A 24,179-nucleotide genomic window follows, 5' to 3' on the forward strand; every position below is an offset into this window, starting at 1 on the left:
CCCAGGGATCGGGCCGGTCGAACCCCTAGCTCAGCTCGGCGATGAACGCCTCGAGAAGGTCGCGCGCGACAGGGTCGGGCATCTGCTGCGGGGGCGACTTCATGAAGTAGGCCGACGCTGCCTCGACCGGTCCACCCTGTCCCGCGTCGAGCGCCATCTTCGCAGCGCGGATGGCATCGATCACGACACCCGCGGAGTTGGGGGAATCCCACACTTCGAGCTTGTACTCGAGCGACGTCGGAGCGCCGCCGAAACCGTGACCCTCGAGGCGCACGAAGGCGAGCTTGCGGTCGTCGAGCCACGGGATGTGGTCGCTCGGGCCGATGTGCACGTCGCGCGCGTTGATCTCGTTGTCGATGTTGCTCGTCACAGCCTGGGTCTTCGAGATCTTCTTCGACTGCAGGCGACGGCGCTCGAGCATGTTCTTGAAGTCCATGTTGCCGCCGACGTTGAGCTGGTAGGTGCGGTCGAGCACGAGCCCGCGCTCCTCGAATAGTCGCGCGAGAACCCGGTGCGTGATGGTCGCGCCGAGCTGGCTCTTGATGTCGTCACCCACGATCGGCACCCCTGCCGCGGTGAATTTAGCCGCCCACTCGGGGTCGCTCGCGATGAATACGGGCAGAGCGTTGACGAATGCGACCCCGGCGTCGATCGCCGCTTGCGCGTAGAACCGCGCGGCGTCTTCCGAGCCGACGGGCAGATAGCACACGAGCACTTCGGCGCCGCTCGACCGCAGGGCCTCGACGACGTCGACGGCTGCGACATCCGACTCCTCGACCGTCTCGCGGTAGTACTCGCCGAGACCGTCGAGCGTGGGTCCGCGCTGGACGGTGACCCCGGTCGGGGCGACATCTGCGAACTTGAGGGTGTTGTTCTCGCTCGCCCAGATGGCGTCGGCGAGGTCGACACCCACCTTTGCGTCATCCACGTCGAAAGCGGACACGAACTCGATGTCGCTCACGCGGTAGGGACCGAACTGCGAGTGCATGAGCCCCGGGATGACGTCGTCGGCCGCGGCGTCCCGATAGAACGTCACGCCTTGCACGAGAGCGTTGGCACAGTTTCCGACACCGACGAGGGCGACACGAAGCGACATGGGGTAGGACTCCTTGATAGTTGCAGTACTCACTGACTACACTAGGCAGGTTGCCCGGGCTCCCGTTACACGGTGGCCCGCAACACATGCAGAACCCTCCTGTCACAGACCGTCTGTGACCGTTTCAGTCCGAAGGAGGTGGGTTAGTCATGCATCAGTACGAACTCATGGTCATTCTGGATCCCGAGATCGACGAGCGCACCGTTGCTCCCAGTCTCGACAAGTTCCTCAACGTCATCCGCAACGATGGCGGCACGATCGACAAGGTCGACGTGTGGGGCCGCCGCCGTCTCGCATATGAGATCAACAAGAAGACCGAGGGCATCTACGCCGTCGTCGCCTTGACCGCGAACTCCGCCGCAACCGTGGAGCTCGACCGCCAGCTGGGTCTCAGCGAAGCCGTCATGCGCACCAAGGTGCTGCGTGCCGAAGAGGCCATCGCTCAGGTCGAAGAGGCCGCGAAGCTCTCCGCAGAGAAGGCCGCCCGCAAGGCAGCCGCTCCGTCGAAGCCCGCCGCATCCGACGCCGCTCCCGCAGCTCAGGCCGCCGAGTAGTCGATGGCCGGCGAAACCGTAATCACCGTGGTGGGCAACCTCACGAGCGACCCCGAGCTGCGCTACACGCAGAACGGGCTCGCGGTTGCGAACTTCACGATCGCCTCGACGCCGCGCACCTTCGACCGCGCGGCGAACGACTGGAAAGACGGCGAGGCCCTGTTCTTGCGCGCGAGCGTGTGGCGTGAATTCGCCGAGCACGTCGCCGGCTCTCTCACGAAGGGTGCTCGCGTCGTCGCTACCGGTCGACTCAAGCAGCGTTCGTACGAGACCAAAGAGGGCGAGAAGCGCACGAGCATCGAGCTCGAGGTCGACGAGATCGGTCCGTCGCTGCGCTACGCGACCGCTCAGGTCACTCGCGCGTCGAGCTCACGTGAAGGCGGGGGCGGTGGTGGCGGTGGAAACCGCGGCCAGGTCGCCGACGAGCCGTGGGCACCGTCCGCACCGGCCGCTCAGGGTGGTGCTTCGGGCGGGAAAGACGTCTGGAACACTCCAGGCAGCTTCAACGACGAGACCCCGTTCTGATTCTCAGAACCCCTCGTTCGACAACTTCTACTGAAAGCAGATAAATCATGGCTGGAAAGAGCAGCGGCGATCGCCGTAAGCCCCTCCGGACCGCCAAGGGCGGCAAGAACGCCGCCCCGGCGAAGTCCATCCGCGTGGGTGTCATCGACTACAAAGACGTCGCGACCCTTCGCAAGTTCATCTCGGAGCGTGGAAAGATCCGCGCCCGTCGCATCACCGGTGTCTCCGTGCAGGAGCAGCGCCTCATCGCCCGCGCCGTCAAGAACGCGCGCGAGATGGCTCTGCTTCCCTACGCCGGCTCGGGCCGTTAAGGAGCATCGACATGTCAAAACTCATTCTCACGCACGAGGTCACCGGCCTCGGCGCGCCCGGTGACGTCGTCGACGTCAAGAACGGCTACGCGCGCAACTTCCTCATCCCCCAGGGCTTCGCGGTGACGTGGAGCCGTGGTGGCGAGAAGCAGATCGACCAGATCAAGGCTGCCCGCGCTGCGCGCGAGCACGCCACGATCGAAGAGGCGAAAGACCTCAAGGCCAAGCTCGAGGCCACGAGCGTCAAGCTCACGGTCAAGGCCGGCCAGGGCGGTCGACTGTTCGGTTCGGTCAAGGCGTCGGACATCGCTGACGCTGTCGCCGCTCAGGGCATCGGCTCGGTCGACAAGCGCAAGATCGAGATCACCACCGCCATCAAGGCGACGGGTGAGCACGAGGCGACCGTGCGTCTGCGCGACGACCTCATCGCGACGATCACCCTCCAGGTGGTTGCCGCGAAGTAGCACGACCTCATCGCGACGGCGGTGTCGGGCCTCAGGCCCGGCGCCGCCGTTTCGTCGTCTTGTCAAGGTTTTTATGCACAGCACGGCGTGTCGAGCGAAAGTCTCAACCTCGTGTTTACCCCTGTTTCTACACACAGGCATGTGACAATGAAACCCCTGGTGAAAGGGGAGTGAAGGGCTGAAAGGGAGGAGTTCTACACAGATCTCTCCACAGCTTGCCCACACAGCGGCCGCGATTTCTCCCGTTAATTCCACAGTTTTATCCACAGGGGCGCTTGGGGTCGTCGCTCACCTCTTCCTAGGGTGTGATCCGGCCCCCGGGGTGTCGTTCGACACCGTACCGGCGTCGGCCCCGCGGACCCTCCCGACCGGCATGTCGGATGACGGTAGCGTGCGATAGAACTCAGCGAGAAGGAGGTGTGCGATGTCGATCACTCATCTGGGAATCGCTCAGTCAGGCCAGTCATCCGATTCTCGGAGCGACCAGCAACGCCAGTCGGAGCGCACCCCACCCCACGACCTGCTCGCCGAGCAGAGCGCCATCGGCGGAATGCTCCTGAGCAAAGACGCCGTGGCCGATGTCGTCGAGTCGGTGCGCGCCATGGACTTCTACATGCCGCGTCACGAGATCATCTTCGACGCGATCCTCTCGCTCTACTCCCACGGCGAGCCCACCGACGTCATCGCGGTGACCGACGAACTCATGAAGAGCGGCGAGCTCACGCGAGCGGGTGGCGCCGACTACCTCCACACGCTCACGGGGCTCGTGCCCACCGCCGCCAACGCGGGCTACTACGCCACGATCGTCGCCGAGAAGGCTGTTCTGCGCCGGCTCGTCGAAGCGGGAACGCGCATCGTGCAGATGGGGTATGCGAGCGAAGGCGAGGTCGTCGATCTCGTCAACAACGCTCAAGCCGAGATCTACGCCGTCACGGGCGGCGTCGAAGCAGAAGACTTCATCCCTCTGACCGTCGCCGTCGAGACCGCGATCGACGAGATCGAAGCGGCCAAGGGTCGCGATGGCTCGATGACGGGAGTGCCCACGGGCTTCGCCGAGCTCGACGAGCTCACGAACGGTCTGCACGGCGGGCAGCTCATCATCATCGCCGCGCGTCCCGCGCTCGGTAAGTCGACTCTCGCGCTCGACTTCGCCCGCGCGGCCTCGATCAAGCACGACATGCCGTCGATCTTCTTCTCGCTCGAGATGGGGCGCAGCGAGATCGCCATGCGACTGCTCTCGGCCGAGGCATCCGTTCCGCTGCAGAACATGCGCAAGGGAACCGTCGACTCCCGCGACTGGACGACGATCGCGGCGACGCGCGGACGCATCAACGACGCGCCCCTCTACATCGACGACAGCCCCAACATGACCCTCGTCGAGATCCGTGCCAAGTGCCGGAGACTCAAGCAGAAGGTCGGCTTGAAGATGGTCATCATCGACTACCTGCAGCTCATGACGTCGGGCAAGAAGGTGGAGTCGCGGCAGCAAGAGGTGAGCGAGTTCTCTCGTGCGCTCAAGCTCATGGCGAAGGAGCTCCAGGTTCCTGTCATCGCGCTCTCGCAGCTCAACCGTGGACCCGAGCAGCGCTCCGACAAGATGCCCGCGCTCTCCGACCTCCGCGAGTCGGGTTCGCTCGAGCAAGACGCCGACATGGTCGTGCTGCTGCACCGCGAGAGCGCCTACGAGAAAGAGAACCCGCGCGCGGGCGAAGCCGACCTCATCGTCGCGAAGCACCGCAACGGCCCCACGCGCACCGTCACGGTCGCGTTCCAGGGGCACTTCTCGCGCTTCACCGACATGGCGCCCGGCGGCTGATCGGATCAGAGCGCGACCTCCAGGTCGGACGGCGGATCTTCGGGGCACAGATGACCGTGTCCGTGATCAAGGGGATCGCCGCTCCGGCATCGGCGGATTCGACGCCGGGCGAGCGCGCGTAAACTCGAGTGGCACATCCGGCCGACACACTCGAGGAGGGCCCGACCCATGAACACTCGTTCAGTCGACCGGACCGACGATCCGGCTCAGCGCGCGGCCTACTGGCCGATTCCCCTCGTCCGCGCTGTTCCCGCGGCGATCATGGCCGTCGTCATCACCTTCTCGCTCGACCACTCCGCAGAGCTCGGTCTGCTCGCCTTCGGCCTGTTCGCGGGCATCAGCGGGGCTCTCGTCGCGATCACCGCGGCCGCTCGCTTGCGAGGCACTCCCTCGCGGAGCTACCTCATCGCCCAGGGCGCCGTGAGTGTGCTCGCGGGAGTGCTCGCCTTCGTCGCACGCGAAACCAACGTCGGCGCGATCTTCGTTCTCGTCGTCACGTGGGCCGTGCTCACCGGGGGCCTCGAGCTCTACAGCGGTGTGCGCGCACGCCGACGCCACGTCGCCGCGGTCGACTGGATGACCACAGGAGGTCTCACTCTCGCGTTCGGCGTCGCGTTCGCGTTCATCCCGCCCGACTTCACCCTCGCCTTCAGCGGCGAGGAGGAGGGGGTGTCGGGAGTGCTCGACGCCGCCGTCGTCGCGGTCGGCTTGCTCGGAGCCTATGCTGCGATCATTGCGGTGTACCTCGTGATCGCCGGACTCTCGGCCAAGTGGGGAACCGACACGGCGCCGGGCGCCACGAACGGCGCCGAGCAGGGCGCGAACGCTGTGAAGGGCGAAACACTGTGACCACCCCGAGCCGCCGCGAGCGCTTCCGCCCCCTCGAACTGCTCGCATTCTCCGGTGGCGCCGCCCTCGTCGTGGGCCTCGTCGTGCTCATGTCGACGCGGCAGTTCGACATCACCTTCATCGGCGCCGGAATCGTCTTCATCGTGACGCTCGTGGTCATCGCGATGCTCGCCCTCGTGGCGACCCCCGACGATGCCGAACAGACCGACATCGACGGTCAGACGGCGACGAGCAAGAGCGAGAACGCCGCTCGCGACGCCGCCTCGCGCGAGCTGCCTCCCCGCGGGCCCGACGAGGGCCCGACCTTCCACTAGGCGCCCGTCGAGGCCGTCAGCGGTCGAGTCGGCTCACGAGCTGGCTCGCGAGACCCGAGTAGTCGGGCGGGGTGAGCGCGCGCAAGCGGGCTTTGGCGTCGGGGCCGATGTCGAGACCGTCGACGAACTCGACGAGCTCGGCCTGACCGACGCGTCGGCCGCGCGTGAGGTCTTTGAGAAGGGCGTAGGGGTCGGAGATCGAACTGCGACCCGCCGTGATCTCGGCGCGGATGACCGTCTGGATGGCTTCGCCGAGGATCTCCCAGTTGCCGTCGAGGTCGGCGGCGAGACGAACGCGGTTGACGTCGATCTCGCCGAGCCCGCGGCGGATGTTGTCGAGCGCGAGCACCGAGTGACCGAGCGCCACGCCGATGTTGCGTTGCGTCGTCGAGTCGGTCAGGTCGCGCTGCAGCCTGGAGGTCACGAGGCTCGCGGCGAGGGAGTCGAGAAGCGCGCTCGCGATCTCGAGATTCGCCTCGGCGTTCTCGAAACGGATCGGATTGATCTTGTGCGGCATCGTCGACGACCCGGTCGCACCCGCCTGGGGGATCTGCGTGAAGTATCCGAGGGAGATGTAGCTCCAGACATCCGTCGCGAGGTTGTGCAGAATGCGACCGGCGTGACTCACGCGCGAGTACAGCTCGGCCTGCCAGTCATGCGACTCGATCTGCGTCGTGAGCGGGTTGAACTCGAGCCCGAGGCGCTCGACGAACGAGCGGGCGATCTCGGGCCAGTCCTCGTCGGGCGCGGCAGCGAGGTGGGCGGCGAACGTGCCCGTGGCCCCGCTGAACTTGCCCAGGTAGCTCGTGGCCTCCACCTGGGCGACCACGCGGCGAACGCGGTGCACGAAGACGGCGAACTCCTTGCCGACCGTCGTGGGGGTCGCGGGCTGACCGTGCGTGTGGGCGAGCATCGCGTCATCGCGGTGGGCGTGCGCGCGGTCGTCGAGAACGGCGACGACCGCCTCGACGGCGGGCAACCAGACATCCGTGATCGCCGAGCGGATCGTGAGGGCGTATGCGAGGTTGTTGACGTCTTCGCTCGTGCACGCGAAGTGGGTGAGTTCGGCGATCGACGCGAGGCCGAGGGAGTCGAGTCGCGCGCGAACGTAGTACTCGACCGCTTTGACGTCGTGGCGCGTCGTCGCCTCGAGGGCCGCGAGCTCGTCGATGTCGGTTTGACCGAAGTCGGTCACGAGGGCGCGCAGAGAGTCCTTGGCCGAGCTCTCGAGAGGCGACGACCCGAAGAGCGACCGGTCGGTGAGCTCGATGAGCCACTCGACCTCCACGAGAACGCGCGCGCGGTTGAGCGCCGCCTCGGAGAGGTGCTCCCCGATCGTCGAGACCGCGGAACGGTAGCGTCCGTCGAGGGGGCTGATGGGCTGGTCGGGCAGAGTCATGGGGCTCCCAGTCGTATTCCCGGCTTGAGTTGCCGGAAGAGGGCGTCGCTCGCCCTCTCGATCATGTCGAGCACGGCGTCGAACATGGCCGCGTCGGAGTAGTAGGGGTCGGGCACGTCGATCTGCGCCGACTGGTCGTGATCGAAACTCAGCAGGAGGGCGACTTTGCCGCGGTCGGCGTCGCCGGGCGCCCACGCCTTGATCGTGCGCTCCTGGCTGCGGTCGAAGACGACCACGAGGTCGAGCCTGTCGAACCACGCGGGGTCGAACTGCCTCGCGCGATGGGCGGATCCGTCGTGCCCGCGGGAGGCGAGCGCGTCGGCGGTGCGGTGGTCCGATCGCTCGCCGACGTGCCAGTCACCCGTGCCTGCGGATTCGACCGAGATCGCGCCCTCGTAGCCCGCCCGCTTGACGATGTCGCGGAATACGACCTCGGCCATGGGAGACCGGCAGATGTTTCCCGTGCAGACGAAGCAGATGCGGAACACCGGCGCCTCGGCGAGGGCACGGTCGAAGCTCATTGACCCATTGTGGCCCACAACGGTGCCGCCCGGCCGGTCTCCCGGGTCGGGGTCCCGCCCTCCCCCGCGCGCCGGGCGACTCTGCCTCCGCAGTCTCGTCGACCCCGCCGCGAGGCGCGCGGATGATTCGACAGTCTGGGTGCGAGCCAGAACCGAAGGGACCCCGTGATGGCTCGACCGCCCCACGATGCGGAGCACCGCGTGATCGCCCCGCCCGACGTTCTCGTCGACCTCTCGTCAGCGTGGGATTCCCGTCGTGCTCGCGTCACGGGCGAACGGGCGGCGCTCGATCCGATTCTCGCCGAGCGGGCGGCGGCTCTCGCCGCCGCGAGCGCGCTCTGGAACGAACTGCGCGCCACGGTGCCGCTCACGGCCGACACCGGCTGGGCGGGGCCCGCGGAGCGGATGTTCCACACCGCCGTTCTCGAGCTCGGCGAGACCATGGCGCGAGCGTCCACGACCCTCTCGGCGGCCGCGGAGGCGACGACGCGGGGACGCGTCGCGTTGCAGAGCGATCCGTGACAGGCGGCGAGGGCGTCGGGGGCGGCGCCGACGACCGCTCGATCACCGTGAGTGGCGGGGGCGTCGTGTCCGTCGCAACCGCAGACCTCTATCGTCTCGCGCACAGCCTCGATCGTGTCGCGGCCGAGGCGGAGGCGGGCATCCGGTCTCTCGATCGCATCGAGGCGTCGGTGACGGCGACGCAACTCGAGGCGGCAGACGCGATCGGGGTGTTGGCCGGCGCCGAGAGCGGCGTGGCCGAGGGGCGGGCGATTCTCGTGACGATCGCCGCTCGCGCCGCCGCACTCGCTCGCGCCCTGCGCGCGAGCGCCGAGATCTACGGCGCGACGGATGACCTCGTCGACGGTCTCGCGCGCGGTCTCACGTCGCGACTCGGCGCCGGCGTCGGACTCCTCGCGTCGACGGTCGGCGTGCTCCTCCTCCCGGGGGTCGTGTCGGCGCTCGCGGCCGGGGGCGGTCTCGCCGGTGCGCTCACCGCTCTCGCGCCCGAGCAGGCGCTCGCCGTCGGCGAGGCGACACGGCGCTGGGTCGGCGAGCGGAAGACGCTGCTGAGCGACCCCGCTCTCGTAACCCTCGTGAGGCACGCGGTCATGGGTGTCGACGACACCCTCCTCGGCGTGGCACGAGTGCCGGGGGTCGTCACCGAACTCCTCGGAGACGACGGACTCGGGCTCGTCGGCCTCGCGACCTCGGCGTCGCTGCTGATCGCAGCGGGTGGGGCCGTGGGTGCGCTGAGAGAGACGGAGGTGCGGGTGCGCCGGGCCGCACCGCCGGGGTCGAGCGGACCCTCGACGACGACACCGAGCAACGCGGCCCTGTCGGTGCCGCCGCCGACCTCGGTGCCGACGGGGATCGCCGACCGCGCGGCGAGGGTCCCTTCGGGTTCCGCTCAAGTGCGCATCGACCGCATCGACGAGAGCACGGGTCCCCGTTTCGAGGTGTTCGTGGCCGGCACGGTCGACCCGTCGCTCGAAGCGACCGAGGAGCCGTGGGACATGACGAGCAACGTCACGGCTATCGCCGGGGGCGATGCGGCGTCGGTGCGCGCCGTCGAGCGTGCGATGGCGCTCGCGGGAGTCGATGCGCAGACCCCCGTGGTCATGACGGGCTATTCGCAAGGGGGTCTCATCGCGGCGACCGTCGCGGCGAGCGGAGACTACGACGTGCGCGGGGTCGTGACGCTCGGGGCGCCGGCGGGCCAGGTCGCGGTTCCCGGCGAGATCCCCTGGGTTGCCCTCGAGCACACCGACGACCTCGTGCCGGCCGCCGGGGGAACGTGGGCGACGGATGACGCGGTGGTCGTGAGGCGGAGGGCCGTGGGCGAAGACGAGGAGGCGACGGCATACGCCCTACCGGCGCATCGATTCGACGAGTACGAGCGCACGGCACGGCTGACGGATGCCGCAGGCGAGTCACGCGTGGAGGCGGCGCTCGCCGCTATGAACGCGGGCCCTCCGAGCGGCGAGGCCCACCCGCCCCGCGTGACGAGCACGTGGTTCGAGGCGGAGCGGGTGCCGCGCGACGAGACACTCACGCGAGTGGGGTGAGAGTCGGACGGTGCCGCAGACCGCGCCGGGTCAGCGGCGGTGGTCGTCCCGGCCGACGACGGGCCGCAGGATGACGCTGATGAGCCAGCTCAGGAGCGCGAGCACGAGGGCGCCGAGCACACCCCACCAGAAGCCGTCGACCTCGAGGCCGAAGCCCGTGAACGAGGTGATCCACGCGACGAGCAGCAGCAGGAGACTGTTGACGACGAGAGCGAAGAGACCGAGGGTCAGGATGTAGAGCGGAAACGCGACGATGCGGATGAGGTTGCCGAGCACTCCGTTGACGATGCCGAAGACGAGGGCGACGAGGAGGTAGGTGAGAACAGTCGCGAGGGTGTCGTCGTTCTCGTAGGGAACCACGGTGACTCCCGCGACAATGAGGGTCGTGAGCCACAGTGCCACGGCGTTGACCACGAGTCGTACCAGGAATCTCTTCATGGCCCCATGATGCCCGCCGCGCCCGCGGGTGTGCAATCGGTGTGACCCGACAGCGCAGACCCGGGGAGCGCTCGGGCCGCCCCTACACTCGTCTCGTGACTGAACCGACCGGATCGCGTGTTCGCCTCCGCCCCGACATACTCGCTCTCGCGGCCTACCGCCAGGGCAAGCCGGCGCCCGAGAGCGCGTTCAAGCTCTCGTCGAACGAGAACCCCTTCGAGCCCATCGGCGCCGTCGTCGAGGCGATCGCCGCGGCATCCGTCAACCGCTACCCCGACGGATCGGCCGCCGCCGTGCGCGCGCGCCTCGCCGAACGACACGGGGTCGCCGTCGAGAGGGTGCACGTGGGCGCGGGCTCGGTTGCGATCCTCTCCCAGCTCATCCAGGCCGCGGCGACCGTCGGAGACGAGGTCGTGTTCGCGTGGCGATCGTTCGAGGCGTACCCCGGCCTCGTGACCGTCGCGGGCGCGACGAGCGTCACCGTTCCCCTCATCGCCGAGACGGGGGAACACGACCTCGAGGCGATGGCCGACGCGATCACCTCGGCGACGAGGCTCGTGCTCGTGTGCAGCCCCAACAACCCGACCGGCACGACCGTGACGGCGGCGGCGTTCGCGAGTTTCATGACGCGCGTTCCGAGCGACGTGCTCGTGGTGCTCGACGAGGCGTACGCCGAGTTCGTGACCGATCCCGACGCCGTATCGGGCACGCCCGACCTGCTCGACCGGCACCCGAACCTCGTCGTCTTGCGCACCTTCTCCAAGGCCTACGGGCTCGCCGGACTCCGGTTCGGCTACGCTCTCGGCCCCGAGTACGTGCTCGACGCCGCGCGCACCACCGCCGTGCCCCTCTCGGTGATCGAGGCGGCCCAGCGCGGTGCGATCGCGGCCCTCGACCACGAGGCCGAGTTGCTCGACCGTGTCGCGCGCCTCTCAGCCCTGCGGGACGAGGTGTGGCAGGCGCTCCTCGACCAGGGGTGGAGCGTTCCGAGACCCCAGGGAAACTTCGTCTGGCTCGCGACGGGCGAACACTCCGTGCGCGCCGCCGAGATCTTCCTCGAGCACGGTGTGGTCGTGCGAGCGCTCGGAGACGACGGCATCCGCGTGTCCATCGGCGAGCACGAATCCGTGGACAAACTCCTAAGGGCTGCCCGAGAGGTTGTGCGACACCTACCAATGTCGCCCGGCGCGCCCGCACTAGATTAGAACTTCGACGTCGGGCGACCGGCGTCGCGCCGTGTCGGCAGCGCCCGATGAACGAACAGGACTGCGAGGTCACCGTGGCACGATCCGCTTATGTAGCTCCCCCCGTCGAGACCGTGCGGATGCTGTCGACCGAGGGCACGATGTCGGTGACAGGTGCCTCGGAGGAGTACCTCCCCTACGTCGAGGCCCTCAGCGACGAGCAGCTGCGCCGTTTCCACCGTGACATGGTCGTCATCAGACGGTACGACGTCGAGGCGGCCAACCTGCAGCGGCAGGGCCAGCTCGCCCTGTGGGTGCCGAGCATGGGCCAGGAGGCCGCGCAAGTCGGTTCGGGCCACGCGGCGAAAGCCCAAGACCACATCTTCCCGGCGTATCGCGAGCACGCCGTCGCGATGATCCGCGGCGTCGACGTGCTCGACATCATCCGCCTGCTCCGCGGGGTGACCCACGGAGGGTGGAACCCCGCGGAGTCGGGCAACTTCCATCTCTACACGCTCGTGATCGCCTCGCAGACACTGCACGCGACCGGATACGCGATGGGGATCGGGTTCGACGGAACGACGGCCACCGGTGACCTCGACACCGACGAGGCCGTGATGGTCTACTTCGGCGACGGGGCGATGAGCCAGGGTGACCTCAACGAGGCGCTCGTGTTCGCCGCGAGCTATCAGACGCCCCAGGTCTTCTTTCTGCAGAACAACCACTGGGCCATCTCGGTTCCGGTGAGCGTGCAGTCGCGGGTTCCGCTCGTGCAGCGTGCAGCCGGGTTCGGGGTTCCCGGGGTGCAGGTCGACGGCAACGACGTGCTCGCGAGCTACGCCGTCACCGCGGCGAGTCTCGACGACGCGCGCAGCGGCCACGGCCCGCGATTCATCGAAGCGCTCACCTACCGCATCGGGGCGCACACATCGTCGGACGACCCCACGAAGTACCGCGCCGACTCGGAGCTGCAGTCGTGGATCGCGCGTGACCCGATCCAGAGGTTCGAGACCTACCTGCGCTCGCGCGGCGAGGCTGACGCGTTCTTCGCCGACGTCGCGACCGAAGCCGAGGATTTCGCCGCAGACATCCGTCGTCGCACCCTCGAGCTCGAATCGCCCGCCGCCGACCTGATCTTCGACAGTGTCTACAGCGAACCGCACCCCCTCACGAGCGCGCAGGGCGACTGGTTGAGCCGCTACGAGTCGTCGTATGGAGAAGACGCATGACCGACCTCGACGCCGACGCCCCGGCAATCATCGACACCTCTACCGGCGGAGACACCTCGCCCGTCGGTGACACCGACGCGCCGCACCGCGAGGCGGCCGATCGCGAGGCGGCCGGGCTCCGCGCCGCGGCGACCCCCGACGCTCGCGCCGGTGTCGCAGCCGGAGCAGCGGATGCCTCGGCCCTCCCCGCGACCGGAACCGTGACGATGCCGCTCGCCAAAGCGCTCAATGCCGGACTCCGCGCCGCGATGGCCGCCGACGACCGCGTGCTGCTCATGGGCGAGGACATCGGTCCGCTCGGCGGGGTGTTCCGCGTGACCGAGCACCTGCAGCGCGAGTTCGGGGCGAAGCGCGTGCTCGACACCCCCCTCGCCGAGTCGGGAATCGTCGGCACCGCGATCGGGCTCGCGATGCGCGGCTACCGTCCGGTGCTCGAGATCCAGTTCGACGGCTTCATCTTCCCGGGCTTCGACCAGATCACCTCGCAGCTCGCGAAGATGACCAACAGGCACGAGGGCCAGATCCAGATGCCCGTCGTCATCCGCGTTCCCTACGGCGGACACATCGGTGCCGTCGAGCACCACCAGGAGAGCCCCGAAGCCTACTTCGCGCACACGCCCGGCCTGCGCCTCGTGAGCCCGAGCACGCCCAACGACGCCTACTGGATGATCCAGGAGGCAATCGCCTCGAACGACCCGGTCATGTTCTTCGAGCCGAAGAGCCGTTACTGGCACAAAGGTCCGGTCGACCTCGATCAGAGCGCGGTGCCGCTGCACTCCAGCCGCGTCGTGCGCACGGGAACGGATGTCACCGTCGTCGGCCACGGCGCGATGATCACCGTTCTGCTGCAGGCCGCCGAACTCGCCGCCGCCGAGGGGACGAGCATCGAGGTCGTCGACCTGCGCTCGCTCTCCCCCATCGACTACGACCCGATCGTCGAGTCGGTGCGCCGCACCGGCCGGCTCGTCGTGGCCTCCGAAGCGCCGGGGCACGTGAGCGTCTCGTCGGAGATCGCGGCGACCGTGACCGAGCGCGCCTTCTATTCGCTCGAATCCCCCGTGCTGCGGGTCACCGGATTCGACGCGCCGTTCCCCCCGGCCAAACTCGAAACGGCCTACCTGCCCGACGCCGACCGCGTTCTCGAAGCGGTCGACCGGGCCCTCGCCTACTAGGCACGAAGGACACACATGAGCACGCAAGACTTTCTCCTCCCCGATGTCGGCGAAGGCCTCACCGAAGCCGAGATCGTGTCGTGGAAGGTCGCCGCGGGCGACACCGTGACCGTCAACCAGGTGCTCGTCGAGATCGAGACCGCCAAGTCGCTCGTCGAACTGCCGTCGCCGTTCGCGGGGACCGTGACCGCGGTGCTCGTCGACGAAGGCGCGACCGTCGACGTGGGCTCCCCCATCATCACGGTCGCGAGCGGGGCGGATGCCGCAGCGACGGGTTCGGCAGACGACGCGGGTTCGGCGAGCCCAGCCCCGGTCGCCGCCGCAGCTCCGGCCGCTGACACGGGTGCAGACACCGTCGCCGACACGGCCGCGAGCATCGCGGTCGAGAACGGTTCGGCCGACGACGAGAAACCCGGCGCGGTTCTCGTCGGATACGGCATCAAGGGTGCGGTCGCGTCGCGTCGCCGCCGGCCCACCCCGGGTGGGCAGACGGCACCCGCGGCCCCGGCAGCCGTGACCGAACCTCGCCCCGCCCCGGCGGCGCCCGTGCGCCCGAGCTCGGTGCCCGCGGCATCCGCCCTCGGGATCATCGCGAAACCGCCCATCCGCAAGCTCGCGAAAGACCTCGGGGTCGACCTGCAATCGGTGCAGGCCACCGGTCTCGTCGGCGAGATCACGCGCGACGACGTCGTGCGGGCGGCGAGCCAGGCGAGCCTGTTCCGCAACATCGAGACCCCCGAGTGGTCGCCGGAGCGCGAGGAGCGCATCCCGGTGAAGGGCGTGCGCAAGGCGATCGCGACCGCGATGGTCAAGACGGCATACAGCGCGCCGCACGTGAGCCTCTTCGTGGACGTCGACGCGACGCGCACGATGGAGTTCGTGAAGAGGCTCAAGACCTCGACCGATTTCGCCGGAGTCAAGGTCTCCCCCCTGCTCATCATGGTCAAGGCGATGATCTGGGCCGTGCGCCGCAACCCGACGGTCAACGCGCAGTGGACCGACGAGGAGATCATCGTCAAACACTTCGTCAACTTCGGCATCGCGGCGGCGACCCCGCGCGGGCTGCTCGTGCCGAACATCAAAGACGCGCAAGACCTCTCGCTGCTCGACCTCGCGAAGGCGATCGAGCAGCTCACCCTCACGGCGCGCGACGGCAAGACGACGCCGGCCGACATGGCGGGCGGCACGATCACGATCACCAACATCGGTGTGTTCGGTATGGACACGGGAACCCCGATCCTCAATTCGGGCGAGGTCGCGATCGTCGCCCTCGGCACGATCAAGCAGCGCCCGTGGGTGTACGACGGCGAGGTGCGCCCGAGGTTCGTCACGACGGTCGGGGCGAGCTTCGATCACCGCGTCGTCGACGGCGACGTGGCGAGCCGGTTCCTCGCCGACGTCGCGAGCATCATCGAGGAGCCCGCGCTCCTCCTCGAGTAGCGCGCGGCCCCGCCCCCGCGCACACCCCACCCCGAGAGAACGAAATTTCCGCGAGGGTACGCCGGATCCGGCATACCCTCGCGGAAATTGCGTTCTGTGGGCGGGGCGTGGGGTACCGTTACTGATAACGAAACTCATTTCGATCAGTTGACGTCTTAGGAAGTCCCCCATGCGCTCACGCCTTGCCACCTCGACCCTCCTTATCAGCGGAGTGTCCATCGCCGCGCTCACCCTCGCGGGATGCGCCCCCGCCGCCGACCCGTCGGGGAGTGACGATGCGCGACTGCAGATCGTGACCTCGACCGACGTGTACGGCGACATCGCCGCGGTCGTCGCGGGGGACCTCGCCGATGTCACGCCCATCATCTCGGGGGCGGCTCAAGACCCCCACAGCTACGAGGCGACCGCGAGGGACCAGCTCGCGCTGAGTCGAGCCGACGTCGTGATCGAGAACGGCGGCGGATACGACCCCTTCATCGACACGATGCTCTCGGCGTCGGGTTCCGACGATGTCGTCGTGCTCAACGCGAGCGAACTCTCCGGGCTCATCGACGGTGACGAGCATGCGGATGAGGATCACGCGGATGACGAGCATGCCGAGGACGACCATGACCACGCGGACGACGACCACGGGGACGACGACCACACCGACGACGACCACGACGGCCACGCCCACATCGAGGGTTTCAACGAGCACGTCTGGTACAGCTTCGGTGCCGTCGACGAGCTTGCCCACGAGCTCGCCCACGAGCTCGGCGAGCTCGACGAGGCCAACGCCGAGACGTTCGAGTCGAACTACGACGATTTCGCTGCCGAGCTCGAGACCCTTGAGACCCGGGCCACTGACGCCCAGGCCGGTGTCGACGGCGCGGGTGCGGCGATCACCGAGCCGGTTCCCGTCTACCTCCTCGAGGCCATGGGGTTCGTGAACCGCACCCCCGACGCTTTCTCCGAGGCGATCGAGGAGGGAACGGATGTCTCCCCCGCCGTGCTCAGCGACACCCTGGGGCTGTTCGACGACGGTTCGGTCGCGATCCTCGCCTACAACGAGCAGACGGCGGGGCCCGAGACCGAGCAGGTGCGCGACGCCGCTGAGGATGCCGGCGTGCCGGTCGTGTCGCTGACCGAGACCCTGCCCGACGGCGAGTCCTATCTCACCTGGATGTCGTCGAACATCGACGAGATCTCGGCGGCGATCGACTAGTCGGCGCCCGCGGGTGCCGACGCGGGCTGGCACCGCGGGCACCACCACGTGCGTCGCTGTTCGGGGTCGCCCGCCACCTCGCCGCGCACCGAGACGGCGGTGCCGCACCGCAGGCACGGCCGGCCGGCGCGGCCGACGACCCAGTGCCGCTCGCCGCGCCGGGTGATCCCGGTCGTGGTCTGGAACATGCCCGGAACGGTCACCGAGGCGCGCAGTGCGCGCGATGCGGTGCTGACGAGCGCCGCGACGTCGATGTCGCCGACACGCCTCCACGGGTCGAGTCCGCGGAGGAAGCACACCTCGCTGACCCAGAGGTTGCCGAGCCCGGCGAGGTTGCGCTGGTCGAGGAGCGCCGCGTTGACCGAGCGGCCCGGGGCGTTCGCGATGCGACGCACCGCGTCATCCGCGTTCCAGTCGGCCCGCAGCGGGTCGGGCCCGAGGTGGCCGATGACCGTGGCTTCGTCTGCCGTGCGCGTGAGGTCGACGACGGGGAGGTCGATCCCCCACGCCGTGTGGCCTTCGTTCGTCTGCATGCGCACGCGCACGTCGTGCAGCAGGCGGCGCGGAATGCGGCGCTCCGGCGCGGTGATCGTCCACGACCCCTGCATGCGCAAGTGCGTGTGCAGTGTCATCCCGCTGTCGAAGCGGGTGAGGAGGTGTTTGCCGTGGGTGTCGTGGCCGGTGATCGTCCACCCCGCAAGCGACGTGCCCGCCGCGTCGCCGGATCGGGTTTCTCCCTCGACGATGAGCCGCGCGTCGAGGGCGGGCCGCAGCCGCTCCGCGAGGCGGTAGACGCTGTCTCCTTCGGGCACGACGGCAGCCTACGAGTCGCCGCTGTCAGGCAAAGCCGTCATAATGAGAATCACAATCACCATGCTTCCGCGGGCGGACCCGAGCTGCGGATGTCTGCAGTCCCATCCCGATCGGAGACCTCGAGTGACCTCGTCGCGCGACGCATCCGTTCTGAGCCTCCGCAACGCGACCCTCTCGTTCGGCGACCGGCCGCTGTGGCGCAACCTGAACCTCGAGCTCGAGCGGGGCGAGTTCCTCGCCGTGCTCGGTCCGAACGGCACGGGCAAGACGAGCCTGCTCAAGACGATTCTCGGGCAGCAGCCGCTCACGTCGGGCACCGTCGAACTCCTCGGCCAGAAGGTGACCAGGGGCAGCCGCGACATCGGCTACATCCCGCAGCAGAAGCTGCTCGAGCAGGGCACTCCTCTGCGCGCCCGCGATCTCGTCGCGTTCGGCATCGACGGCCACCGCTGGGGGCTCCCGGTGCGATCCGCGGCCGTGCGACAGCGCGTCGATGCCGTGCTCGCGTCGGTCGGGGCGAGCGACTACGCCGATTCGCCGGTCGCGACGCTGTCGGGCGGCGAGCAGCAGCGCATCCGCGTCGGCCAGGCGATCGCGGGCGACCCGCGCATCCTGCTGTGCGACGAGCCTCTGCTCTCTCTCGACCTGCACCACCAGCGTGCCGTGAGCGATCTCATCGACGAGAAGCGCCGCGAGCTCGACACCGCGGTGGTCTTCGTCACGCACGACGTGAACCCGATCCTCGGCATGGTCGACCGCGTGCTCTATCTCGCGGGCGGGCAGTTCCGCATCGGCACGCCCGACGAGGTGCTGCGCTCCGAGGTGCTCTCCTACATGTACGACACTCCCGTCGAGGTCATCCGCAGTCGGGGCCGCATCATCGTCATCGGTGCACCCGACGGCTACGGGGCCCACGACCACGACGTGCACCACGTCGAGCACCACGGTGGGGGCGGGCACTGATGACCGAGGTGTGGTCGACGCTCTTCAGCTTCGAGAATTACGGCGAGTTGCTCGTGCTCGTGCAGAACTCGCTCTACGCCGGGGCCCTGCTCGGCATCGTCGGGGGCCTCATCGGGGTCTTCGTCATGCAGCGCGACCTGCAGTTCGCGGTTCACGGCATCAGCGAGCTGTCGTTCGCCGGCGCTGCCGCGGCGCTTCTCCTCGGCGCGAACGTCGTGCTCGGGTCGACGATCGGGTCGCTCATCGCGGCACTCCTGATCGGAGCCCTCGGGGTGCGCGCGCGGGAACGCAACTCGATCGTCGCCGTGCTCATGCCTTTCGGCCTGGGCCTCGGCATCCTCTTTCTCGCGCTCTATCCGGGCCGCAGCGCCAACCAGTTCGGGTTGCTCACGGGGCAGATCGTGTCGGTCGACAACGAGCACCTCGGGTTGCTCGTGGCGCTGTCGGTCGTCGTCATCGTCGGCCTCGCGATCATGTGGCGGCCGCTGAGCTTCGCCAGTGTCGACGCGGATGTCGCGCGCGCGCGTGGCCTCCCGGTCACGGCGATCTCGGTCGTGTTCATGGTCTTGCTCGGGCTCGCCGTGGCGGTGTCGATCCAGATCGTCGGGGCGCTTCTCGTGCTCGCCCTGCTCGTGACGCCCGCTGCGGCCGCGATGCGCGTGACGGCTTCACCGTTCCTCACGCCGCTCTTGAGTGTCGTCTTCGCGGTCGTCTCGATGGTCGGAGGCACGATGCTCTCGCTCGCGGGTTCCCTGCCCATCAGCCCCTTCGTCACGACCATCTCGTTCGCGATCTACGTCGTGTGCCGACTCGTCGGCCCTCGCCGCGGGCGCCGTAAGACCACCGGGGTCACAGCTCGCGCGGCATAAACTGGCGACGGAAAGGGTGAGATCGTGGTCGTGAAGAGAAACACCTGGCAGCGTGAAGCGGTGCGTGAGGCACTCGGCGGCAACGACGGTTTCGTGAGTGCGCAATCGCTCCACTCGAAGCTCCGCGACACAGGGTCGCCCATCGGGCTCGCGACCGTCTATCGCGCGCTCTCCGACCTCGCGGTCGAGGGGGAAGCAGATTCCCTGCAGTCCGATCAGGGCGAGGCGCTCTACCGGGCGTGCACCCCCGGTCAGCACCACCACCACCTCATCTGCCGCAACTGCGGACTCACCGTCGAGATCGAGGCGCACGCCGTCGAAGCGTGGGCGCACGAGGTCGCGACCGAGAACGGGTTCACGCAACCGAGCCACGTGGTCGACGTCTTCGGCTTGTGTCGAGCGTGCTCGGCGGCGGCGGCGGCGGCGGCGTCGGTGTCCTGAGCCGCACCGCGGCACGAGTGCCCGGGCCTGACCCCCGGGATTGCAGGCATCCGGAGTTGTCTCCGGGGCGTCGAACCGATAGTGTTGCAGGTTGGCGAGCGGGTTCTCCGCTCTCCCTGTGTGCAGATCCCCGGATTATTCGTTTTCCCGGGTCGTGCACGCCGACAAGAAACCTTGGGTAGGCCTCGCAGATTCGTCTGCGTCCTACGGTAGAACAGGAGAAGACCATGGCAGCAACCTGCCAAGTGACCGGCGCCATTCCCGGCTTCGGACACAACATCTCGCACTCGCACCGTCGCACGAAGCGTCGCTTCGATCCGAACGTGCAGAAGAAGACCTACTACGTGCCGTCGCTTCGCCGCAACGTCACACTCACGCTGAGCGCCAAGGGCATCAAGGTCATCGACGCTCGCGGCATCGAGACCGTGGTCAAGGATCTCCTTGCCCGTGGGGAGAAGATCTAATGGCTAAGCAGCAAGACGTCCGCCCGATCATCAAGCTCCGCTCGACGGCCGGCACCGGATACACCTACGTGACGAAAAAGAACCGTCGCAACGACCCCGACCGCCTCGTGCTCAAGAAGTACGACCCCATTGTGCGCAAGCACGTCGAATTCCGCGAGGAGCGCTAAGCATGGCTAAGAAGAGCAAGATTGCCAAGAACGAGCAGCGCAAGGTCATCGTCGCGCGCTACGCCACCAAGCGTCTCGAACTCAAGAAGGCCCTCGTCGACCCGACGTCGACCGACGCGCAGCGCGAGGAGGCCCGCCTGGGTCTGCAGAAGCTCCCCCGCGACGCTTCGCCCGTGCGCGTTCGCGGCCGCGACGCCATCGACGGACGCCCCCGAGGCAACCTGCGCCAGTTCGGCATCTCACGAGTTCGTTTCCGTGACATGGCGCACCGGGGCGAATTGCCCGGAATCACGAAGTCCAGCTGGTAAATTACAGGCGGTTCTGCGGGTTTCTCGCAGGATGAACTGGAAACCAGTCACTCGACTGTTCTGACCGAGCAGACCTGTACTGCAACACAACGTCCGAGGAGGACACCTAATGGCTGACAAGTCACTGAACCGCACCGAGCTCGTCGCAGCTGTAGCCGCTGAGTCTGGCCAGAGCCAGGCCACCGTCAACGGCGTGCTCGACGCACTGTTCTCCACCCTCGCGACCTCGGTCGGCGAAGGCACCAAGGTCTCGATCCCGGGATGGCTCGCCGTCGAGCGCACGCACCGTGCCGCTCGTGCCGGCCGCAACCCCTCGACGGGTGAGGCGATCCAGATCGCTGCAGGCTACGGAGTCAAGGTCAGCGCCGGTAGCAAGCTCAAGGCTGCTGCCAAGTAATTTCGGTTACCCGCGTTTCCGACAGGGGACGGCACCCGCGAGGGAGCCGTCCCCTGTCGCGTCGATGGCGCCCTTCCCGACCGGCGCCCAGCCGCTCTCGCCTAGGCTTATCCGGTGCCGAGGTCCGTTCGAATAGCCGCCCCGGCGGCCCTTCTCGTTGTGGCCGTCGTGTGTCTTCTCGTCGCCCTCCAGGTCGGCGGCGGGGCGAGGCCCCCGCAGTTCGCCGACCCCGGCCCTGTCGTGCGCTACGGGTTGCCGATCGCCAAGATGCTCGTCAACATCGGTGCCGCAGCGACGATCGGGTCTCTCGTGCTCGCGTGCTTCGTGTTCAGCAGGCAGCGCCCCGAGTTCGACCGCGTGCTCGATTTCGCCGCCGCGGGTGCCGCGTTCTGGGCGGTCGCCTCCGCGACGACGGGGTTCTTCACCTTCCTCAATCTCTACCTCCAGCCGCTCTCGCTCGAGCCCCAGTTCGGTGAGTTGCTCGGCCAGTTCGTGACCCAGGTCGAGCTCGGGCAGTGGTGGCTCGCGACGACCCTCGTCGCGGCGACCACGACGGTGCTGTGTTTCGCGGTGCGCAACCAGACCCTCCTCCTGTTCGTCACCGCGTTCGCCGTCGTCGGCCTCATTCCGCTCGCGCTGCAGGGGCACTCGGCGGGGGCGTCCGGTCACGACGCCGCGATCTCGTCGCTCGGACTCCACCTCGTTTTCGCGTCGATCTGGCTCGGGGGGCTGCTCGCGATCATCGCGGTGCGCTCGACGCTCGACACCGAGCGCATCGGCGTCATCGTGGGGCGGTACTCGAGCTTCGCCCTCGTGAGCTTCATCGTCGTGGCGGTCTCCGGCTACGTGAACGCGGCGCTGCGCGTCGGCTCGTTCGACGGTCTCGTGCGGCCCTACGGCATCCTCGTTCTCGTCAAGGTCGTGGCCCTCATCACCCTCGGCATCTTCGGGGCAGTGCAACGCCGTTTTCTCATCGGGCGGATGCAGCGGGCCGACGGGTCGCGCACGGCGGCGTTCTCGTGGCTCATCGTGGCCGAACTCGCGTTCATGGGTGTGGCATCGGGCGTCGCCGCGGCTCTCGCGCGCACCGACCCCCTCGTTCCGCAGGTGGAGGTCACGACGACCCCGTCGTACATCCTCACGGGTGAGCCGCTGCCTCCCGAGCTCACTCTCGCACGCTACTTCACCGAGTGGCGGCTCGACGTGATCTGGGTTCTCGCGATCGGGTTCCTCGCGTTCTTCTACCTCGCAGCCGTCGTGCGTCTGCGCCGGAGGGGCGACTCCTGGCCCGTGCACCGCACCATCCTGTGGATGCTCGGGCTCACGATGCTCTTCTACGTGACCAACGGCGGGGTCAACGCCTACGAGAAGTACCTCTTCAGCGCGCACATGCTCGCACACATGATGCTCGGCATGATGATCCCGGTGCTGCTCGTGCCCGCGGCGCCGGTGACTCTCGCGCTCCGCGCCATCCGCAAGCGATCCGACGGCAGTCGGGGTCCGCGCGAGTGGCTCATGCTCGGTGTGCACTCGAAGATCGCCGGTGTGCTCGCCAACCCCATCGTCACGGCCGTGATCTTCACGGGGTCGCTGTGGGCGTTCTACTACTCTCCGGCCTTCCGCTGGGCGACCGAGGATCACATCGGACACCAGCTCATGATCGTGCACTTCCTCATCTCGGGTTACCTCTTCGTGCAGTCGATCATCGGGGTCGACCCGGTGCCGTATCGGGCCCCGTATCCGCTGCGGCTTCTCCTCCTGCTCGGAACGATGGCGTTCCACGCCTTCTTCGGGCTCTCCCTCATGCAGGGCACCGGCCTCCTGCTCGCCGACTGGTACGGCGCGATGGGGCGGGACTGGGGCCTCTCCGCTCTCGCCGACCAACAGGCGGGCGGCGGCATCGCGTGGAGCATCGGCGAGATTCCGACGATCGCTCTCGCCATCATCGTGTCGTTCATGTGGTTCCGCAGCGATACGAAGGATGCCACGAGACTCGACCGCAAGGCGGACCGCGACGGTGACGCCGACCTCACCGAATACAACGACATGCTCGCGGGGCTCGGCGAGCGTCGCTGATCGCAGGCACCGGTGCGGGGACGGCCGCACGGCCGCTCGCCCGAGGCCACGACCTCGCGGTCACTGCGGTAGGATCGAGATCTCGTTGTCGTCGGTGAACGTGATGAGGTAGCTCACGGTGAAGTCGACGGGCTCGTCGAAGCGCGACAGGGTTCCGTCGAAGAGTGACTGCACGTCGACCGCGAGGCGCGCGGTGCCCGGTGTGCGCGGAACCTGCCAGGTGCCCGCAGTCGGGCCCGGCGCGATCGATACGGCGGGGTAGGCCTCGATCGACCACTCGGGGGTGCCGTCGAGGCGATTGGCGATGGGCTGGCCGAACGGGCAACCGGTGGGTTGGAGCACCGTCTGGGTCGCGCACTCATCCAGGAGCGAGTCGAGCTCGGTCTGCAGCAGGTCGATGAAGTCGTTGTTCGCTCGCGCGGTGACCGTCGCCTCGACGACCGACGCCGGTTCGACCACGAGGATCGTCTCCGGCTCGGCCACGAGGTAGGTCGATTCGTGGCCGAGGGCGAACGACCCGGGGGTGAGCACGAGCGCAGACACCGGTTCGCCTGCGCCGCTGTCGCTGATGATGACGGTGCCGTTCGCGTCGAATCGGGCGTCGTTGCGCGGCAGGATGTCGAGCACGCTCACGGGGCTCGTCGTGAACGACCACTCGGTGAAGAGGCCGAACCTCGTGCCCTCGAAGGTGACCTCGAACACGGTGCTGCTTTCGGTGCCGTCGATCGTGTAGTCGGCGATCACGCGATGGGTGCCATCGGGCCTCACTGTGTCGGAACGGATGCGGTGGTCCCGCAATTCGCCGAGAGCCCCGGGAGCGAGGAGCGTGCGCAAGTGGTCGCCCTCGGGGAGGTCGACGCCGGGTGTTTCGAGGGCGGAGTCGACGTCGCGTCGTTCGAGCGCCGCGAGGTAGCCGCTCACGAACCCCGAGGAGCTGTAGACGGTCGAGTTGAGGGCCACGATCGTCGAGACGAAGCCGATGGCGAGCAGCACGAGGGCGACGGTCCACACGGCGAGACGATTGACCCGGAGGGGCGGACGCTCCTCCCCAGTCGCGTCGATCATGGGGCAATCCTAAGCGCCGACGCTCGCGAGG

At 68.1% G+C, this 24,179-nt stretch carries 28 protein-coding genes; 22 read left to right on the plus strand and 6 right to left on the minus strand.

Features of this window, described 5'->3' with window-relative positions; genetic code table 11:
* Nucleotides 1-25 precede the first annotated feature (25 nt).
* Entirely contained in the window at nucleotides 26-1,096 is a 1,071-nt protein-coding gene (locus tag ACLHIH_RS10025) for an inositol-3-phosphate synthase (RefSeq protein WP_411317279.1), read from the minus strand.
* 149 nt (nucleotides 1,097-1,245) lie between these two features.
* On the opposite strand from ACLHIH_RS10025, the gene rpsF reads away from it, so the two are divergent.
* From rpsF to ACLHIH_RS10060, 7 genes are all read left to right on the plus strand, one after another.
* A complete protein-coding gene (gene rpsF / locus ACLHIH_RS10030; RefSeq protein ID WP_411316655.1) occupies nucleotides 1,246-1,650 on the plus strand; it encodes a 30S ribosomal protein S6 in 405 nt (134 codons plus the stop codon).
* Between the two features lie 3 nt (nucleotides 1,651-1,653).
* A complete protein-coding gene (locus ACLHIH_RS10035; protein ID WP_411316656.1) occupies nucleotides 1,654-2,175 on the plus strand; it encodes a single-stranded DNA-binding protein in 522 nt (173 codons plus the stop codon).
* 47 nt (nucleotides 2,176-2,222) lie between these two features.
* On the plus strand, nucleotides 2,223-2,486 hold the full coding sequence (rpsR, locus tag ACLHIH_RS10040) for a 30S ribosomal protein S18 (protein WP_411316657.1): 264 nt from the start codon (nucleotides 2,223-2,225) through the stop codon (nucleotides 2,484-2,486).
* Between the two features lie 11 nt (nucleotides 2,487-2,497).
* Entirely contained in the window at nucleotides 2,498-2,950 is a 453-nt protein-coding gene (gene rplI / locus ACLHIH_RS10045; protein ID WP_411316658.1) for a 50S ribosomal protein L9, read from the plus strand.
* A gap of 424 nt (nucleotides 2,951-3,374) precedes the next feature.
* The gene (dnaB, locus tag ACLHIH_RS10050; protein ID WP_411316659.1) at nucleotides 3,375-4,766 is read left to right on the plus strand and encodes a replicative DNA helicase; all 1,392 of its coding nucleotides are present in this window, start codon (nucleotides 3,375-3,377) and stop codon (nucleotides 4,764-4,766) included.
* Nucleotides 4,767-4,934: 168 nt separating this feature from the next.
* Nucleotides 4,935-5,615, plus strand: a complete 681-nt coding sequence (locus ACLHIH_RS10055) for a hypothetical protein (protein ID WP_411316660.1) — start codon at nucleotides 4,935-4,937, stop codon at nucleotides 5,613-5,615.
* Nucleotides 5,612-5,929 carry a hypothetical protein gene (locus tag ACLHIH_RS10060; RefSeq protein WP_411316661.1) on the plus strand — a complete coding sequence of 106 codons (318 nt, stop codon included), beginning with the start codon at nucleotides 5,612-5,614 and terminating at the stop codon, nucleotides 5,927-5,929. Before ACLHIH_RS10055 ends, ACLHIH_RS10060 begins: the two co-directional genes overlap by 4 nt.
* 16 nt (nucleotides 5,930-5,945) lie before the next feature.
* Here the strand turns inward: ACLHIH_RS10060 and purB are convergent, their stop codons facing one another.
* Together purB and ACLHIH_RS10070 are read right to left on the minus strand one after the other, a co-directional pair.
* Entirely contained in the window at nucleotides 5,946-7,328 is a 1,383-nt protein-coding gene (gene purB, locus ACLHIH_RS10065) for an adenylosuccinate lyase (protein WP_411316662.1), read from the minus strand.
* Entirely contained in the window at nucleotides 7,325-7,849 is a 525-nt protein-coding gene (locus ACLHIH_RS10070; protein WP_411316663.1) for a low molecular weight protein-tyrosine-phosphatase, read from the minus strand. Before ACLHIH_RS10070 ends, purB begins: the two co-directional genes overlap by 4 nt.
* A gap of 168 nt (nucleotides 7,850-8,017) precedes the next feature.
* On the opposite strand from ACLHIH_RS10070, the gene ACLHIH_RS10075 reads away from it, so the two are divergent.
* Both ACLHIH_RS10075 and ACLHIH_RS10080 read left to right on the plus strand, forming a co-directional pair.
* The gene (locus ACLHIH_RS10075; protein WP_411316664.1) at nucleotides 8,018-8,371 is read left to right on the plus strand and encodes a hypothetical protein; all 354 of its coding nucleotides are present in this window, start codon (nucleotides 8,018-8,020) and stop codon (nucleotides 8,369-8,371) included.
* Nucleotides 8,368-9,918 (plus strand): hypothetical protein, encoded by a 1,551-nt coding sequence (locus ACLHIH_RS10080; protein WP_411316665.1) that lies wholly within the window; start codon nucleotides 8,368-8,370, stop codon nucleotides 9,916-9,918. The genes ACLHIH_RS10075 and ACLHIH_RS10080 overlap by 4 nt, the downstream gene beginning before the upstream one ends.
* Nucleotides 9,919-9,948: 30 nt before the next feature.
* Here the strand turns inward: ACLHIH_RS10080 and ACLHIH_RS10085 are convergent, their stop codons facing one another.
* Nucleotides 9,949-10,356, minus strand: coding sequence for a phage holin family protein (locus ACLHIH_RS10085; protein ID WP_411316666.1), 408 nt, complete (start codon nucleotides 10,354-10,356; stop codon nucleotides 9,949-9,951).
* 95 nt (nucleotides 10,357-10,451) lie between these two features.
* On the opposite strand from ACLHIH_RS10085, the gene ACLHIH_RS10090 reads away from it, so the two are divergent.
* The 5 genes from ACLHIH_RS10090 to ACLHIH_RS10110 all read left to right on the plus strand — a co-directional run bounded on the left by ACLHIH_RS10090 (nucleotide 10,452) and on the right by ACLHIH_RS10110 (nucleotide 16,585).
* On the plus strand, nucleotides 10,452-11,561 hold the full coding sequence (locus ACLHIH_RS10090) for a histidinol-phosphate transaminase (RefSeq protein ID WP_411316667.1): 1,110 nt from the start codon (nucleotides 10,452-10,454) through the stop codon (nucleotides 11,559-11,561).
* A gap of 119 nt (nucleotides 11,562-11,680) precedes the next feature.
* Entirely contained in the window at nucleotides 11,681-12,769 is a 1,089-nt protein-coding gene (locus ACLHIH_RS10095; RefSeq protein ID WP_411317280.1) for a thiamine pyrophosphate-dependent dehydrogenase E1 component subunit alpha, read from the plus strand.
* A gap of 206 nt (nucleotides 12,770-12,975) precedes the next feature.
* Complete coding sequence (locus ACLHIH_RS10100; protein WP_411317281.1) at nucleotides 12,976-13,941, plus strand: alpha-ketoacid dehydrogenase subunit beta; 966 nt, start codon at nucleotides 12,976-12,978, stop codon at nucleotides 13,939-13,941.
* Nucleotides 13,942-13,956: 15 nt separating this feature from the next.
* Nucleotides 13,957-15,381, plus strand: a complete 1,425-nt coding sequence (locus tag ACLHIH_RS10105; RefSeq protein ID WP_411316668.1) for a dihydrolipoamide acetyltransferase family protein — start codon at nucleotides 13,957-13,959, stop codon at nucleotides 15,379-15,381.
* A gap of 169 nt (nucleotides 15,382-15,550) precedes the next feature.
* A complete protein-coding gene (locus tag ACLHIH_RS10110) occupies nucleotides 15,551-16,585 on the plus strand; it encodes a metal ABC transporter solute-binding protein, Zn/Mn family (RefSeq protein WP_411316669.1) in 1,035 nt (344 codons plus the stop codon).
* Here ACLHIH_RS10110 and ACLHIH_RS10115 read toward each other — a convergent pair.
* The gene (locus ACLHIH_RS10115) at nucleotides 16,582-17,397 is read right to left on the minus strand and encodes a DNA-formamidopyrimidine glycosylase family protein (RefSeq protein WP_411316670.1); all 816 of its coding nucleotides are present in this window, start codon (nucleotides 17,395-17,397) and stop codon (nucleotides 16,582-16,584) included. The two genes, ACLHIH_RS10110 and ACLHIH_RS10115, sit on opposite strands and share 4 nt — an antisense overlap.
* Before the next feature lie 151 nt (nucleotides 17,398-17,548).
* Between ACLHIH_RS10115 and ACLHIH_RS10120 the strand changes: the two genes are divergently transcribed.
* From ACLHIH_RS10120 to ACLHIH_RS10155, 8 genes are all read left to right on the plus strand, one after another.
* Nucleotides 17,549-18,361, plus strand: coding sequence for a metal ABC transporter ATP-binding protein (locus tag ACLHIH_RS10120; RefSeq protein WP_411317282.1), 813 nt, complete (start codon nucleotides 17,549-17,551; stop codon nucleotides 18,359-18,361).
* Nucleotides 18,361-19,230, plus strand: a complete 870-nt coding sequence (locus ACLHIH_RS10125; protein ID WP_411316671.1) for a metal ABC transporter permease — start codon at nucleotides 18,361-18,363, stop codon at nucleotides 19,228-19,230. Before ACLHIH_RS10120 ends, ACLHIH_RS10125 begins: the two co-directional genes overlap by 1 nt.
* Before the next feature lie 30 nt (nucleotides 19,231-19,260).
* Nucleotides 19,261-19,671 (plus strand): Fur family transcriptional regulator, encoded by a 411-nt coding sequence (locus ACLHIH_RS10130; RefSeq protein ID WP_411317283.1) that lies wholly within the window; start codon nucleotides 19,261-19,263, stop codon nucleotides 19,669-19,671.
* A 227-nt stretch (nucleotides 19,672-19,898) separates the two neighbouring features.
* A complete protein-coding gene (rpmB, locus tag ACLHIH_RS10135) occupies nucleotides 19,899-20,135 on the plus strand; it encodes a 50S ribosomal protein L28 (protein WP_411316672.1) in 237 nt (78 codons plus the stop codon).
* Entirely contained in the window at nucleotides 20,135-20,302 is a 168-nt protein-coding gene (rpmG, locus tag ACLHIH_RS10140; protein ID WP_022901381.1) for a 50S ribosomal protein L33, read from the plus strand. Before rpmB ends, rpmG begins: the two co-directional genes overlap by 1 nt.
* A gap of 2 nt (nucleotides 20,303-20,304) precedes the next feature.
* Nucleotides 20,305-20,610 (plus strand): 30S ribosomal protein S14, encoded by a 306-nt coding sequence (gene rpsN, locus ACLHIH_RS10145; RefSeq protein ID WP_411316673.1) that lies wholly within the window; start codon nucleotides 20,305-20,307, stop codon nucleotides 20,608-20,610.
* A gap of 109 nt (nucleotides 20,611-20,719) precedes the next feature.
* Complete coding sequence (locus tag ACLHIH_RS10150; protein ID WP_411316674.1) at nucleotides 20,720-21,007, plus strand: HU family DNA-binding protein; 288 nt, start codon at nucleotides 20,720-20,722, stop codon at nucleotides 21,005-21,007.
* Between the two features lie 114 nt (nucleotides 21,008-21,121).
* A complete protein-coding gene (locus ACLHIH_RS10155) occupies nucleotides 21,122-23,083 on the plus strand; it encodes a cytochrome c oxidase assembly protein (protein WP_411316675.1) in 1,962 nt (653 codons plus the stop codon).
* 60 nt (nucleotides 23,084-23,143) lie between these two features.
* Here ACLHIH_RS10155 and ACLHIH_RS10160 read toward each other — a convergent pair whose 3' ends face one another.
* Complete coding sequence (locus ACLHIH_RS10160; RefSeq protein ID WP_411316676.1) at nucleotides 23,144-24,148, minus strand: hypothetical protein; 1,005 nt, start codon at nucleotides 24,146-24,148, stop codon at nucleotides 23,144-23,146.
* Between the last annotated feature and the right edge of the window lie 31 nt (nucleotides 24,149-24,179).

Origin of the sequence: Marisediminicola sp. LYQ134 (assembly GCF_046599635.1) — a bacterium.
Lineage (GTDB): Bacteria > Actinomycetota > Actinomycetes > Actinomycetales > Microbacteriaceae > Marisediminicola.